Raw genomic sequence first — 12,997 nt, forward strand, 5'->3', positions numbered from 1 at the left:
TAAAGGATGTGTTGACTGGCCCACCGCTATCGGGGGCAAGCCCTCTCCCACAGATAGCGCCAAATTCCGAGGGTTGTGGCAAACTTCGCGGTTATAAATGCCGGGATCGTCGTGAAAGGCTGCGGCGCGATGGAATAAAGCGATGCCAGTTTGGTGTCCGCGGAGCGGAATCGGACTACTTACAGTTTGGTACGACGGTACCAATATCTTCTGCCTGACAGATTTAGAGGAACGACCGTGCATAACGTCGTCATCAGCGGCACTGGCCTGTATACCCCGGCCAACAGCATTTCCAACGAAGAGCTGGTGCAGTCTTTCAATGCTTACGTGCAACAGTTCAACAGCGACAACGCCGCCGCCATCGAGCGCGGTGACGTGCAGCCGCTGACCGAATCCAGCGCCGCCTTCATCGAAAAGGCCTCCGGCATCAAGAGCCGCTTCGTGATGGACAAGGACGGCATTCTCGATCCGCAGCGCATGGCCCCACGCCTGCCCGAGCGCAGCAACGACGAATGGTCGGTCCTCTGCCAGATGGCCGTCGGCGCCGCCGAACAGGCACTGCAGCGCGCGGGCAAGACCGCCGCCGACATCGACGGCGTGATCGTCGCCTGCTCCAACCTGCAACGTGCCTACCCGGCCATCGCTATTGAAGTCCAGGAAGCCTTGGGCATCGAAGGGTTTGGTTTTGACATGAACGTGGCCTGTTCCTCGGCCACCTTCGGCATCCAGAACGCCGCCAACAGCATCCAGCTAGGCCAGGCGCGGGCGATCCTGATGGTCAACCCGGAAGTCTGCACCGGCCACCTGAACTTCCGCGACCGCGACAGCCACTTCATCTTTGGGGATGCGGCCACCGCCGTGGTCCTGGAGCGCGCCGACCTGGCAACCTCCGAACATCAGTTCGACGTGGTGAGCACCAAGCTGCTGACCAAGTTCTCCAATAACATCCGCAACAACTTCGGCTTCCTCAACCGCACCGCGGAAGAAGGCATCGGCGCGCCGGACAAACTGTTCGTACAGGAAGGCCGCAAGGTGTTTCGCGACGTATGCCCGATGGTGGCCGAGCTGATCGGCGTGCACCTGGAAGAGAATCAGTTGAACGTGACCGATGTGAAGCGCTTCTGGCTGCACCAGGCCAACCTGAGCATGAACCACCTGATCGTGAAGAAACTGCTGGGCCGCGAAGCCACGGTGGAAGAAGCGCCGGTGATCCTCGATACCTACGCCAACACCAGCTCGGCGGGTTCGGTGATTGCGTTCCACAAGAATCAGGATGACCTGCCCAAGGGCTCCGTGGCGGTGCTCAGTTCGTTCGGCGCGGGCTATTCGATCGGCAGCGTGATCCTGCGCAAACGCTAAGACAATCGAGGTCTTGAATGGCAGCAGCGGACGACGCGCACCTGCTTGAACGCCTGCTCAAGGGTGAGCAGCGGGCCTACAAGGAATTGGTCACCACCTACCAGAGCGCCATGCGGGCGGTGGCCTATGCCATCGTCGGCCAGCGCCACGCCGACGAAGTGGTGCAGGACGCCTGGCTGTCGGTGGTGCGCAACCTGGCCAGGTTCGAGGGCCGTTCCAGCCTCAAGACCTGGCTGCTGACCATTACCGCCAACGCTGCCAAGGGGCGCTACAAGCAGAACCGTCGCGAAGTGTTGCTCGACGATCTGCCCTCGCCCCACGGCACTATCGGTGACGATCGCTTCACCCCCGACGATGGTCACTGGGCCGTCGCCCCGTATGCCTGGCACCAGGACACCCCGGAAGCCTTGCTCACCGAGGATGAACTGCGCAAATGCCTGGAGCATACGATCCTGAGCCTGTCGGAGTTGCAAAGCAGCGTGCTGGTGCTGCGCGAACGGCAGGGCCTGGAGTTGGAAGAGATCTGTAATCTTCTGACGTTGTCGCTCTCCAATGTCCGTGTGCTGTTGCATCGGGCACGGCTTAAAGTCTTCGCCACGGTGGAGCATTTTGAGGAAACGGGCGAATGTTGACCTGTAAAGAACAAGTGGCACGTTCCAGTGACTATCTCGATGGGCAGTTGACCTTTCGCGAGCGTCTGCTGGTGCGTCATCACTTGATGTTCTGCCCGAACTGCCGCCGGTTTATCCGCCAGATGCGCCTGATGCAGGCGACGCTGAAGATAATGCCGGATGAGCCGGTAGAGGGTGTGGAGGCCTTGGCCCAGCGTCTGGCTGACGAGCGGCTCAAGGATCACAAAGGCGGGGAATAAACAGGCTCGCGTGGGTGGAGCGAACGGATGATGGGGACCGATCCACTCACGCAAGACTGGTACAGCCACCTCGGGCCGTCCTGGCCCAAGGCTTTCAACACCTACTATTAGAACTTGGCTTCTGCATCCAGCTGCAGGGTGTTGGTGTTGGCGTCACGCTGGGTACGGCTGGCGTAGTCGGCCTTGGTCAGGAAGTACGTGGCACCGAGGGCGAAGTTCTTGTCGATGTCGTAGCTGACCTTCATCTTGTGACCGCGCGAACCGGTGGTTCCATTGGCGAAGTCCGAGTCGGTGAAGGCACCCACCACGGCATTACGCTGGATGTCGCGGTAGTTGTAGTCCAGGTTGAAGCCGAACACTTTCGACTTGGCGCCGATCAGCCAGGCGGTGTCTTGGTCGGTCACGGCGTCGTTGTTTTTCACGTACTGGCCGTAGAACGCCAGCGGCACTGCCAGACCGCCGATGTCGGCTTGGGCAAAGCCTTCATACAAGCGGAACTGGTTGTCGGCCGAGTTGCCGTTGACCGCCAGTGCGCAAGGCGTGGTGGTGGTTGTGCAACGGCTGTCCTTGTCATTCTGGTAGGCGTAGACGCTGCCGCCCAGGGTCATTTTCAGGTTGTCGGTGACCGAGAAGCGTGTGCCCAACTGGCCAGAAGTCAGGCGCAGGTCGTGACGGAACTGCACGCCATCGCCGTCGACGTTGTCCTTGAGGTTGTAGTTACCGAGGCTACCGAACAGCTCGGCGCTGCTACCCAGAGGGTATTTGTAAGTCAGGGCCAGGCCTTCAGGGTTGATGTCGCTGTCCCAGATGACGTCACCCATGTTCACCCACGGTTGCAGCATCTTGCCGCCGATCACGTGCAGGTTCTTGATCTGGTCCGGGTGGTAGTCGATGTAGCCAAGGTCCAGCCAGATCGACTTCTTGTCGAAATAGTTGTCCTGGTCCTGGTTGGTCGAGCGCGCATCGTCGCTGCTGCCGGTGGCAATGCGGATACCGGTGTCGACTTGCGAGTTGATCTCGGTGTAGGCGCCCAGGCGGGCACGGATGCGCTGACGGTCCTTGTCGCGGCCGCCGTTGTTGGATTCGCCCTGGATTTTCACGGTTTCCTGGCGGAAACGTACGTCACCCTTGAACTGAGTCTTGGCGGCCCAGGCCAGCTTCTGGTCGAAGCTGCTCAGCTCATTGGTTTTCTTCGCGGTGGCCGCGATCTGTTCGTTGGTCTCTTGTTGAGCTTGCCGTGCGATCTGCTGTTCTTTCTGGTCTTTGGCCAGCTCGCTTTGCAGTTCGGTGTACTGCGCCGCGGTGATCTGGCCGTTGGCCTTGAGCATGTCGAGCAATTTAGCGTCGACTGCAGCGCTGGCCGGAACGCTCAGGGCCAGTAACAGGCCGCCGCACAGGACCGCCGCAGTTTTAGTGGAAGCAAGACGCATATCAATCTCCGAAAGTGAGGAGGGATGGCAAACCATCCAGGACACAACCGACCGATGACGGACGGAAAAATAGCCGCCGGGTAGAACCAGGCGCTCTAAAAACAGGCGTCAGTATCACGATCGTTTATGACGGCGCAGTGGCGAAGTGATGTCATCTAGATGACAAATTTTTCACGTTCGGAACTATTGGTTTAGAGCCTTGTCGCGCGAAACGGGGGTGTGCCAGGGCCGGCAATCGGCGATACTCGCCAGGCTTTCACGCCCCGAACCAGTGAGGATGCCGATGCCGCTGCAACGCCTGGACAGCCTGTCCGAAATCGCCCCGCAAGCCTGGGATGCGCTGGTGCCGCAGGGGCAACCGTTCGTGCGGCACGCGTTCCTGAGCGCCTTGGAAGACAGCGCCAGCCTGGGCCCGCAATCGGGCTGGCAGCCGGAGCATTTGCTGCACTGGGAGGGTGACCGGCTGGTGGCCGCACTGCCCAGTTACCGCAAATGGCATTCCTATGGGGAGTACGTGTTCGATCACGGTTGGGCCGATGCCTGTGAGCGCGCCGGCATCGACTACTACCCCAAGTTGCTGACAGCGGTGCCGTTCAGCCCGGTCAGCGGTCCACGTCTATTGGCCGCCAGCGCCGAAGACGGTTTTGAGCTGCTCAAGAGCCTGCCGGGTTACCTGGAGATCGAGGGGCTTTCCAGCGCCCATATAAACTTCACCGATGGCCTGGCCGATGCTGCACTGGCCCGGCAACCGGGCTGGTTGCAGCGCCTGGGCTGTCAGTATCACTGGCAGAACCGCGGCTACCGCGACTTCCAGGACTTTCTCGACGCCTTGAGCTCGCGCAAGCGCAAACAGATGCGCAAGGAGCGCGAGCAAGTGGCGGGGCAGGGGATCGATTTCGAGTGGTTGCAAGGCCATGAACTGAGCGAGGCGCAGTGGGATTTTGTCTACGCCTGCTACGCCAACACCTATGCCGTGCGCCGCCAATCGCCCTACCTGACTCGCGCGTTTTTCAGCCTGCTGGCCGAGCGCATGCCTGAAGCGATCCGCGTGGTACTGGCCAAGCAAGGCTCGCGCCCGGTAGCCATGGCCTTCAGCCTGCTCGGCGACGACAGCTTCTACGGACGCTACTGGGGCTGCCTGGCAGAGTTTGACCGTTTGCACTTCGAAACCTGCTTCTACCAGGGCATGGACTACGCCATCGCCCATGGCTTGCAACGCTTCGATGCGGGGGCGCAGGGCGAGCACAAGTTGATCCGTGGGTTCGAGCCAGTGATCACGCGGTCGTGGCACTACCTGCGCCATCCGGGATTGAAGAATGCCGTGGAGGATTTCCTCGAGCGCGAGCGGGTGGGGATTGTGGCGTATGTCGAAGAGGCGAGGGCAGCCTTGCCGTATCGGCTGGGCTGAACCGCTGGTCTTGTGGCGCTTCCAGATAAGGCTGAAATCGCTATCCTGTATGTACAAAAGTACATACAGGACGTGCCATGCTATTTGTGTGGGATGAATCCAAGAATAAAGCCAATATTGTTAAACACGGCATTGACTTCAATGACGTCCCAGATCTCTTCAGGCATCCAATGCTGGCCTTACGCGATGATCGAGCGGATTATGGCGAGGAGCGTTGGATCAGTATCGGCTGGATCAAATTGTTAATGGGTGTGGTCGTATACACCGAGCGGCGTGGTGACGTAATTCGCATCATCTCTGCCCGAAAAGCAACCAAGAAGGAGGCCAAATACTATGACGCAAACATCGAAAACTGATTGGGAGCGCCTGGCCAAAATGAATGATAAAGAGATCGATACCAGCGATATTCCTGAGCTGGATGCCGATTTTTTCCGGCGTGCCGAGTTGCGTGTTCCAGTGAAGCAGGCGGTCACTATCAGGCTGGATGCTGATGTACTGGAGTGGTTCAAAGGTCAAGGATCTGGTTACCAGACGCGTATTAACCAGCTACTGCGCCAGTACATGCAGGCCCATCAAGGGTGATTGGCGATCCGATAAGTTCAGCCCTGCCTCATAGGCCGGGCTGAACCCGTTTGCCTCAGCCCGGCGCCTCCTTGCCCAGCCATCGATAGGTAAAACCACCGATCACCGCACCCAGGATCGGCGCAAGCCAGAACATCCACAATTGCTGGATCGCCCAACCGCCGACGATCAGTGCCGGACCTGTGCTACGGGCCGGGTTGACCGAGGTGTTGGTGACGGGAATAGAGATCAGGTGGATGAGTGTCAACGCCAAGCCGATGGCTATCGGTGCAAGGCCCGGCGGGGCACGGCGGTCGGTGGCGCCGAGGATGATCAGCACGAACATCGCCGTCATCACCAGCTCACAGACAAACCCCGCCGCCATCGAATAACCGCCAGGCGAATGCTCGCCATAGCCGTTGGACGCCAGGCCTGACGCCAGTTCGAAGCCTGGCTTGCCGCTGGCAATGAAATACAACAACGCCGCGGCGAGCGTACCGCCGACCACCTGCGCGACGATGTACGCCGGTAACTCCCTGGCCGGAAATCTTCCGCCCACCACCAGCCCCACCGACACCGCCGGGTTGAGATGACAACCGCTGATATGCCCGATGGCGAACGCCATGGTCAGCACCGTGAGCCCGAAGGCCAGGGACACGCCCAGCAACCCGATTCCGACTGCGGGAAACGCCGCGGCCAACACCGCACTCCCGCACCCGCCCAACACCAGCCAAAACGTACCTAACCCCTCTGTGACTGAACGCTTGAACAAAGACATGCAACCCGTCCTTGATAGATCGCTCTACCGAATCCGTAAATCAGTGATGCTCCCTGCAGATTTACTTCAGCGCCCGTCTGGGCACTGCATTGAGTACAGCACGGGTATGGCACAAATCCAGCGCTCTAAAGTGGGAGGGGCAAGCCCCCTCCCACAGGTTGGGTTGGTATGGGTTTGGAAGGGTCAGTCGATACCGACGAAGCCGCCGGTCTGGTGCTGCCACAACCGCGCATACAACCCACCATGGGCCAGCAGTTCGGCGTGGCTGCCGCTTTCGGCGATCTGGCCTTTCTCCAGCACCACCAGGCGGTCCATCCGCGCAATGGTCGACAAGCGGTGGGCAATCGCGATCACGGTCTTGCCTTGCATCAGGGTTTCCAGGCTTTCCTGGATTGCCGCTTCCACTTCCGAGTCCAGCGCTGAGGTGGCTTCGTCCATGATCAGGATCGGCGCGTCCTTGAGCAGTACGCGGGCGATGGCGATACGTTGACGCTGCCCGCCGGAGAGTTTCACGCCGCGCTCACCCACGTGCGCATCCAGCCCGGTGCGGCCTTCGGAGTCCGACAGCAAGGGGATGAACTCATCCGCACGCGCCTTGTGCACGGCGGCCCAGAGTTCTTCGTCGGTAGCGTCCGGTTTGCCGTAGAGCAGGTTGTCGCGGATCGAACGATGCAGCAGCGACGTGTCCTGGGTGATCATGCCGATCTGTTCGCGCAAGCTTTCCTGGGCGACGTCGGCGATGTTCTGGCCGTCGATCAGGATGCGCCCACCTTGCAGGTCGTACAGGCGCAGCAGCAGGTTGACCAGGGTCGACTTGCCCGCACCGGACGGGCCGATCAGGCCGATCTTTTCACCGGCCTTGATCTCAAGGTTGAGGCCGCCAATGATCCCGCTCTTCTTGCCGTAGTGGAAATCCACCTGCTCGAAACGCACTTGGCCCTGGGGCACGCTCAGGCGCGGGGCATTGTCGCGGTCGATCACGGCCAGCGGCTGGGCGATGGTCTTCAGGCCATCCTGCACCTGGCCGATGTTTTCGAAAATGCCGTTGACCACCCACATGATCCAGCCGGACATGTTGACGATACGGATCACCAGGCCGGTGGCCAGGGCAATCGCGCCAACGGAAATCATCGATTGCGTCCACAGCCACAGTGCCAGGCCGGTGGTGGTCACGATCAGCAGGCCGTTCATGGTGGTGATCACGATGTCCATGCTGGTGACCACGCGGCTGGCCAACTGGGTTTTTTCGGTCTGCTCGACGATCGCTTCCTTGGCGTACTCCTGCTCATAGCGGGTATGGGCGAACAGCTTCAAGGTGGTGATGTTGGTGTAGCCGTCGACGATGCGGCCCATCAATTTGGAGCGCGCCTCGGAGGAAATCACCGAGCGCTCCTTCACCCTTGGCACGAAGTAGCGCAGCGCCAGGCTGTAGCAGAGGATCCAGGTCACCAGCGGGATCATCAGGCGCCAGTCGGCCTCGGCGAACAGCACCAGGGAACTGATGGCGTAGATCGCCACGTGCCAGATCGCATCCACCGCTGCCACGGCGGAATCGCGCAGGGAATTGCCAGTTTGCATGATGCGCTGGGCAATACGCCCGGCGAAGTCGTTCTGGAAGAAATTCAGGCTCTGCTTGAGCACGTAGCTGTGGTTCTGCCAGCGGATCAGGCTGGTCATGCCAGGGCTGATGGTCTGGTGTACCAGTAGGTCATGCAGGGCGCCGAAGATCGGGCGCAGCAGCAGGGCGACCACGGCCATCCAGATCAGCTCGGTGCTGTGAATCTGAAAGAAGTTGGCCGGCGGCGTGCCCTGGGCCAGGTCGATGATGCGACTCAGGTAGCTGAACAGCGCCACTTCGATCAGCGCACCGATCAGGCCCACCACCAGCAAGGCAGCAAAATGCGGCCACACCTGGCGCAGGTAGTAGAGGTAGAAGGGGAGGACTTTATCAGGCGGGGCGGCGCTGGGGGCGTCGCGGAAGATGTCGATCAGTTGTTCAAAGCGACGATAGAGCATTCAGTTTGACGCCCGCCGTGCGGGCTCTCCTTTTACAAATGCGCGCGCGGCCTTGTGGGCTGCGCGCGGAGCTGCCTGCCAGGCATCAGTCGATGCGCTTGGCCGACTTGATCAGGACAGGATCGATTGGCACGTTCTGCATGCCCTGCTTGGTGGTGGTCTGGGAGTTGACGATGATGTCGACCACGTCCATGCCCTTGACCACCTTGGCGAACACGGCGTAACCGGCATCGCGGCCCGGGTCGAGGAACGCATTGTCGGCGACGTTGATGAAGAATTGGCTGGTGGCCGAATTCGGGTCATTGGTACGCGCCATCGACAAGGTGCCACGCACGTTATGCAGGCCGTTGCTGGCTTCGTTCTTGATCGGCGCCTCAGTCGGCTTTTGCGACATCGACTGGGTAAAACCGCCGCCCTGGACCATGAAACCCGGGATTACACGGTGGAAAATCGTGTTGGTGTAGAAGCCCTTGTCGACGTAGGCCAGGAAGTTCTTGGTGCTGATTGGCGCCTTGACCGGGTCCAGTTCGATCTCGATGTCGCCGTTGGTGGTGGTGATCAGAACGTGGGGCGCCTTGGCGGGCTCGGCGGCCATCAGGTTGGCGGCGAACAGAACAGAACCGGCAAAGAAGGCGATTTTTTTCAGCATGGGTCAGTGATCCTGGGTAGTGGTTTCGACTGTCTTTAGAAATTCGAGCAAGGTTGCGTTAAAGACTTCGGGTTGATCCAAGGGCGTGGCATGGCGGGAATCTTCTATCACCACCAGTCGCGCATCGGGCAGCAGTTTTACATAGTTTTGTTTCTGCGCCACAGGGGTGTAGTCGTGGTCGGCGCTGATGACCAGGGTTGGACAGGTGATCCGCGAAAGTCGTTCCTGCACGCCCCAGCCCACAATCGCATCGAAGCTGGCGAGATAAGCACGTTTGTCGTTCTTTGCCCAGCGTTCGGCCATCTTGCGGCGCAGCTCGGCCTGGTGCGGTTTGGGGAAGAGCCTCTCGCCCAACGCCTTGCCGATCGTGGACAGGCTCAGCAAGCGTGCCAGGCTCCAGCGCTTGGCCCATTGCCAGTAATCGTCAGCGCTGCGCACCTTGACCTCGGGGGCGCTATTGACGATGCACAGGCTTCTGATCAGTGCGGGTTCGTCCACGGCCAGTTGGAAAGCGATCATGCCGCCCATGGACAAGCCCACCAGGTGGGCCGGCGGCAGGCCCAGGTGCTCGAACAAGGCGATCAGGTCGTAGGTGAAACCCTGGATGCTGTAGCGTTCGCGCGGCTTGTCCGAGCGGCCGTGACCGCGCACGTCCACCACGACCAGGCGGTAATGCCGGGCCAGTACTGGAATCTGCAGTTCCCAATCCTGGCTGCTGGAGCCCAGGCCGTGGATCAGCACCAGCGGCGTGCCGTGACCATATTCCTCGTAGTGCAGGCTGCATCCTTCATGGTCGAACCAGGCCATGGGCGAACTCCGTTTCAGGCTTGCCGGGGGGCGGCGAAAGGCGCGTCCAGCGGTGCGGTATCAAAGGTGCGCAGCAGTTCCACGAGGATCTGCGTGGCAGGCCCCAGGGGTTTGTCCTTGTTTGAATACAGGTAGAACGTGGGGTGGCGGCTGCCGCCCTGTTCCAGGGGCAGTTGCTTGAGCACGCCCTCGGCAAGTTCGCGCTCGATCATGTGCCGGGGCAACCAGGCAAAGCCCAGGCCGCTGCCGACAAAGGCGGCGGCGGTGGCCAGGCTGCCGACGGTCCAGCGCTGTTCGGCGCCGAGCCAGCCCACGTCGCGAGGTTGCTGGCGGCCGGAGTCGCGGATCACCACCTGCATCTGGCTTTCCAGGTCCTGGAAGCTCAGCTCGCGGTTCATGCGGTGCAGTGCATGCTCCGGGTGGGCCACGGCGACAAACTCCACATCGCTCATTTCCGTACCGAGGTAGCCGGGTATGCTGAACCCGCAGATCGCCAGGTCGGCCACGCCTTCCATCAGCAACTCTTCTACGCCCGACAATACCTCTTCACGCAGGCGCACGCGGCAGCCACGGCTTTGCGGCATGAATGCGGTGAGGGCGCGAACCAGACGCGCATTGGGGTAAGCCGCATCCACCACCAGGCGCACCTCGGCTTCCCAGCCCTGTTCCATATGGTGGGCAAGGTCTTCCAGCTGGCTGGCGTTTTTCACCAGTTGCCGGGAGCGGCGCAACAGCACTTCACCGGCGTCGGTGAGTACCGCCTTGCGCCCGTCAATGCGCAGCAGCGGTACGCCAAGCTGGTCTTGCATGCGGGCCACGGTGTAGCTCACCGAGGACTGCGAACGGTGCAGTGCTTCGGCCGCCTGGGCGAAGCCGCCATGGTCGACCACGGCTTGCAGCGTGCGCCATTGATCGAGGGTAACGCGGGGCGCTTTCAAGATGGGCTCCTCTTGTCCTAAGCTGGCTGTCCTTATTGGAGACTGCCGAATGAGAAAATTCTGTTGTGTGTTGCTGGCGCTGCTGCCGATGAGCGCGTTTGCCTACCCCATCGACGTGACCAAGAAGATCGACGGTGTGAGCATCGATTACACCGCCTCCGACGTGGACGGCGATATCAGCTCGATCCAACTCAATAACTACGGCACCAACGATGCTGTGTGCTCGGTGACCTTCACCAACGGCCCGGAATCGCCGCGTCGCCGTACGGTCACGGTGCCGGCGGGCAAAAGCACCAACACCACGGTCAAGTTCAACCGCGCGATTATCAAGATGCGTATCAGCCTGGCCTGCACGCCGAAATAACCCGAGAGCGGAGCATGCTCCGCCTATAAACAAATTTATAGATGGGTTATAGCAGTTTTTTGCGCTTTTTAATCGAATTGGCTCTGTTTAATCTTCACTCAATCGACTTACAGCAATTACAGATGGAGCCTACAACGCCATGTCCAACGTTCTGATCATCGAAAGCAGCGCCCGCCAGCAGGATTCGATTTCCCGCCAACTGACCCAGCAGTTCATCAGCCAATGGCAGGCCGCCCACCCGGCAGATCAGATCACCGTACGTGACGTGGCCCTCAATCCGGTCCCGCACCTGGATGCCAACCTGCTCGGCGGCTGGATGAAGCCGGCGGATCAGCGCAACGGCAACGAACAGGCTTCCCTGGATCGTTCCAACGAATTGACCGACGAGTTGCTCGCCGCCGACGTCCTGGTGATGGCCGCGCCGATGTACAACTTCGCTATCCCCAGCACCCTCAAAGCCTGGCTGGACCACGTGTTGCGTGCCGGTGTGACCTTCAAGTACACCGCCACCGGCCCTCAGGGTCTGCTGACCGGCAAGCGCGCCATCGTGCTGACTGCTCGCGGCGGCATCCACACCGGCGCCAGCTCAGATCATCAGGAACCGTACTTGCGTCAGGTCATGGCCTTCATCGGGATTCATGACGTCACCTTCATTCATGCAGAAGGGGTGAACCTGAGCGGGGACTTCCAGGAAAAGGGCATCAACCACGCCAAAGCGCTGCTGGCTAAGGTGGCTTGATCCTTTAATCGTCACATAATCGCGCGGTGTTTATATCGCTTCACGCCAACCCTTCAAGTACGCGTAACGAACCTCCCTTTGCACTATTGCTCCTGAGTGCTACCGCCCGACTGACGCTTTAGCGAGGTCGGGTTTTTTTTGCCTCGAGTTTCTTCAACCGCCGAAAACCTTTAATGTCCCGCCCATTCGAAATGAGGCGCGCATGGGCTATTTACTGGTTGTCACCCTGATTCAGGCATTTTCCTTCAGCTTGATTGGCGAATACCTCGCCGGTCACGTTGACAGCTACTTCGCCGTGCTGGTGCGTGTGCTGCTGGCCGGCCTGGTATTCATTCCGCTGACCCGCTGGCGCTCGGTGGAACCGGCCTTCATGCGCGGCATGCTGGTGATCGGCGCACTGCAGTTCGGCGTGACCTACGTGTGCCTGTACCTGAGCTTTCGCGTACTCACGGTGCCGGAAGTGTTGCTGTTCACCATTCTCACGCCGCTGCACGTGACCCTTATCGAGGACGCCATCAACCGTCGCTTCAACCCCTGGGCGCTGGTCGCCGCACTGGTGGCGGTAGCGGGCGCCGCAGTGATTCGCTTCGACCAGATCACCCCGCACTTCCTTGGCGGCTTCCTGCTGCTGCAACTGGCCAACTTCACCTATGCCGCCGGGCAAGTGATGTACAAACACCTGGTGGCGCGTTACCCGAGTAATCTGCCGCACTACCGGCGTTTCGGTTACTTCTACCTCGGCGCGTTGCTGGTGGTGTTGCCGGCATTCCTGCTGTTCGGCAAAGCCAACTTTCTGCCGGAGGCGCCGCTGCAATGGGGCGTGCTGGTGTTCCTCGGCCTGGTCAGTACAGCGCTGGGCATGTACTGGTGGAACAAGGGCGCTTGCCTGGTGCAGGGTGGCACCCTGGCGGTGATGAATAACCTGCATGTGCCGGTGGGGCTGTTGCTGAATCTGCTGATCTGGAACCAGCATGAACCGCTGGGGCGGTTGGCGTTGGGCGGGTTGGTGATTCTGGGGGCGGTGTGGATCAGTCGGTTGGGGGGGCGCAAACAGCCGATACTGCGCTGACTCCCTTG

Annotated in this window: 15 protein-coding genes; 9 read left to right on the forward strand and 6 right to left on the reverse strand. The window is 60.4% G+C overall.

The window, feature by feature from the left end; genetic code table 11:
* Positions 1–237: 237 nt before the first annotated feature.
* Genes NL123_RS08235 through NL123_RS08245 form a run of 3 tightly spaced genes read left to right on the forward strand, consistent with a single transcriptional unit; the run spans position 238 to position 2,230 of the window.
* Positions 238–1,359 carry a beta-ketoacyl-ACP synthase III gene (locus tag NL123_RS08235; protein ID WP_071491358.1) on the forward strand — a complete coding sequence of 374 codons (1,122 nt, stop codon included), beginning with the start codon at positions 238–240 and terminating at the stop codon, positions 1,357–1,359.
* A gap of 17 nt (positions 1,360–1,376) precedes the next feature.
* Positions 1,377–1,991, forward strand: coding sequence for an RNA polymerase sigma factor (locus NL123_RS08240; RefSeq protein ID WP_092242857.1), 615 nt, complete (start codon positions 1,377–1,379; stop codon positions 1,989–1,991).
* Entirely contained in the window at positions 1,985–2,230 is a 246-nt protein-coding gene (locus tag NL123_RS08245; protein ID WP_058425368.1) for an anti-sigma factor family protein, read from the forward strand. The genes NL123_RS08240 and NL123_RS08245 overlap by 7 nt, the downstream gene beginning before the upstream one ends.
* Before the next feature lie 107 nt (positions 2,231–2,337).
* Here the strand turns inward: NL123_RS08245 and NL123_RS08250 are convergent, their stop codons facing one another.
* Complete coding sequence (locus tag NL123_RS08250; RefSeq protein WP_028617432.1) at positions 2,338–3,660, reverse strand: putative porin; 1,323 nt, start codon at positions 3,658–3,660, stop codon at positions 2,338–2,340.
* Between the two features lie 283 nt (positions 3,661–3,943).
* Between NL123_RS08250 and NL123_RS08255 the strand changes: the two genes are divergently transcribed.
* The 3 genes from NL123_RS08255 to NL123_RS08265 all read left to right on the forward strand — a co-directional run bounded on the left by NL123_RS08255 (position 3,944) and on the right by NL123_RS08265 (position 5,650).
* Positions 3,944–5,068 carry a GNAT family N-acetyltransferase gene (locus tag NL123_RS08255; RefSeq protein ID WP_494357561.1) on the forward strand — a complete coding sequence of 375 codons (1,125 nt, stop codon included), beginning with the start codon at positions 3,944–3,946 and terminating at the stop codon, positions 5,066–5,068.
* A gap of 77 nt (positions 5,069–5,145) precedes the next feature.
* Positions 5,146–5,424, forward strand: coding sequence for a BrnT family toxin (locus tag NL123_RS08260; RefSeq protein WP_494357562.1), 279 nt, complete (start codon positions 5,146–5,148; stop codon positions 5,422–5,424).
* Entirely contained in the window at positions 5,402–5,650 is a 249-nt protein-coding gene (locus NL123_RS08265) for a BrnA antitoxin family protein (RefSeq protein ID WP_016979349.1), read from the forward strand. The genes NL123_RS08260 and NL123_RS08265 overlap by 23 nt, the downstream gene beginning before the upstream one ends.
* A gap of 55 nt (positions 5,651–5,705) precedes the next feature.
* Here NL123_RS08265 and aqpZ read toward each other — a convergent pair whose 3' ends face one another.
* From aqpZ to NL123_RS08290, 5 genes are all read right to left on the reverse strand, one after another.
* The gene (aqpZ, locus tag NL123_RS08270) at positions 5,706–6,407 is read right to left on the reverse strand and encodes an aquaporin Z (protein WP_248483529.1); all 702 of its coding nucleotides are present in this window, start codon (positions 6,405–6,407) and stop codon (positions 5,706–5,708) included.
* A 183-nt stretch (positions 6,408–6,590) separates the two neighbouring features.
* Positions 6,591–8,423, reverse strand: coding sequence for an ABC transporter ATP-binding protein (locus NL123_RS08275; protein WP_248483527.1), 1,833 nt, complete (start codon positions 8,421–8,423; stop codon positions 6,591–6,593).
* A gap of 85 nt (positions 8,424–8,508) precedes the next feature.
* Positions 8,509–9,072 carry a peptidylprolyl isomerase gene (locus NL123_RS08280; protein ID WP_213553479.1) on the reverse strand — a complete coding sequence of 188 codons (564 nt, stop codon included), beginning with the start codon at positions 9,070–9,072 and terminating at the stop codon, positions 8,509–8,511.
* A 3-nt stretch (positions 9,073–9,075) separates the two neighbouring features.
* Complete coding sequence (locus tag NL123_RS08285; RefSeq protein WP_494357563.1) at positions 9,076–9,879, reverse strand: alpha/beta fold hydrolase; 804 nt, start codon at positions 9,877–9,879, stop codon at positions 9,076–9,078.
* Positions 9,880–9,893: 14 nt separating this feature from the next.
* Positions 9,894–10,817, reverse strand: coding sequence for a PA3225 family LysR-type transcriptional regulator (locus NL123_RS08290; protein ID WP_058425360.1), 924 nt, complete (start codon positions 10,815–10,817; stop codon positions 9,894–9,896).
* A gap of 49 nt (positions 10,818–10,866) precedes the next feature.
* Here NL123_RS08290 and NL123_RS08295 point away from each other — a divergent pair, with 49 nt between their 5' ends.
* The 3 genes from NL123_RS08295 (at position 10,867) to NL123_RS08305 (ending at position 12,989) form a co-directional block, all read left to right on the forward strand.
* On the forward strand, positions 10,867–11,181 hold the full coding sequence (locus NL123_RS08295) for a 3-phosphoglycerate kinase (RefSeq protein ID WP_248483521.1): 315 nt from the start codon (positions 10,867–10,869) through the stop codon (positions 11,179–11,181).
* A gap of 139 nt (positions 11,182–11,320) precedes the next feature.
* Complete coding sequence (locus NL123_RS08300) at positions 11,321–11,920, forward strand: FMN-dependent NADH-azoreductase (protein ID WP_248483519.1); 600 nt, start codon at positions 11,321–11,323, stop codon at positions 11,918–11,920.
* A gap of 202 nt (positions 11,921–12,122) precedes the next feature.
* Entirely contained in the window at positions 12,123–12,989 is an 867-nt protein-coding gene (locus NL123_RS08305) for a carboxylate/amino acid/amine transporter (protein ID WP_248483517.1), read from the forward strand.
* The last annotated feature ends 8 nt before the right edge of the window (positions 12,990–12,997 follow it).

The organism is Pseudomonas sp. FBCC-B1565, from assembly GCF_059133265.1.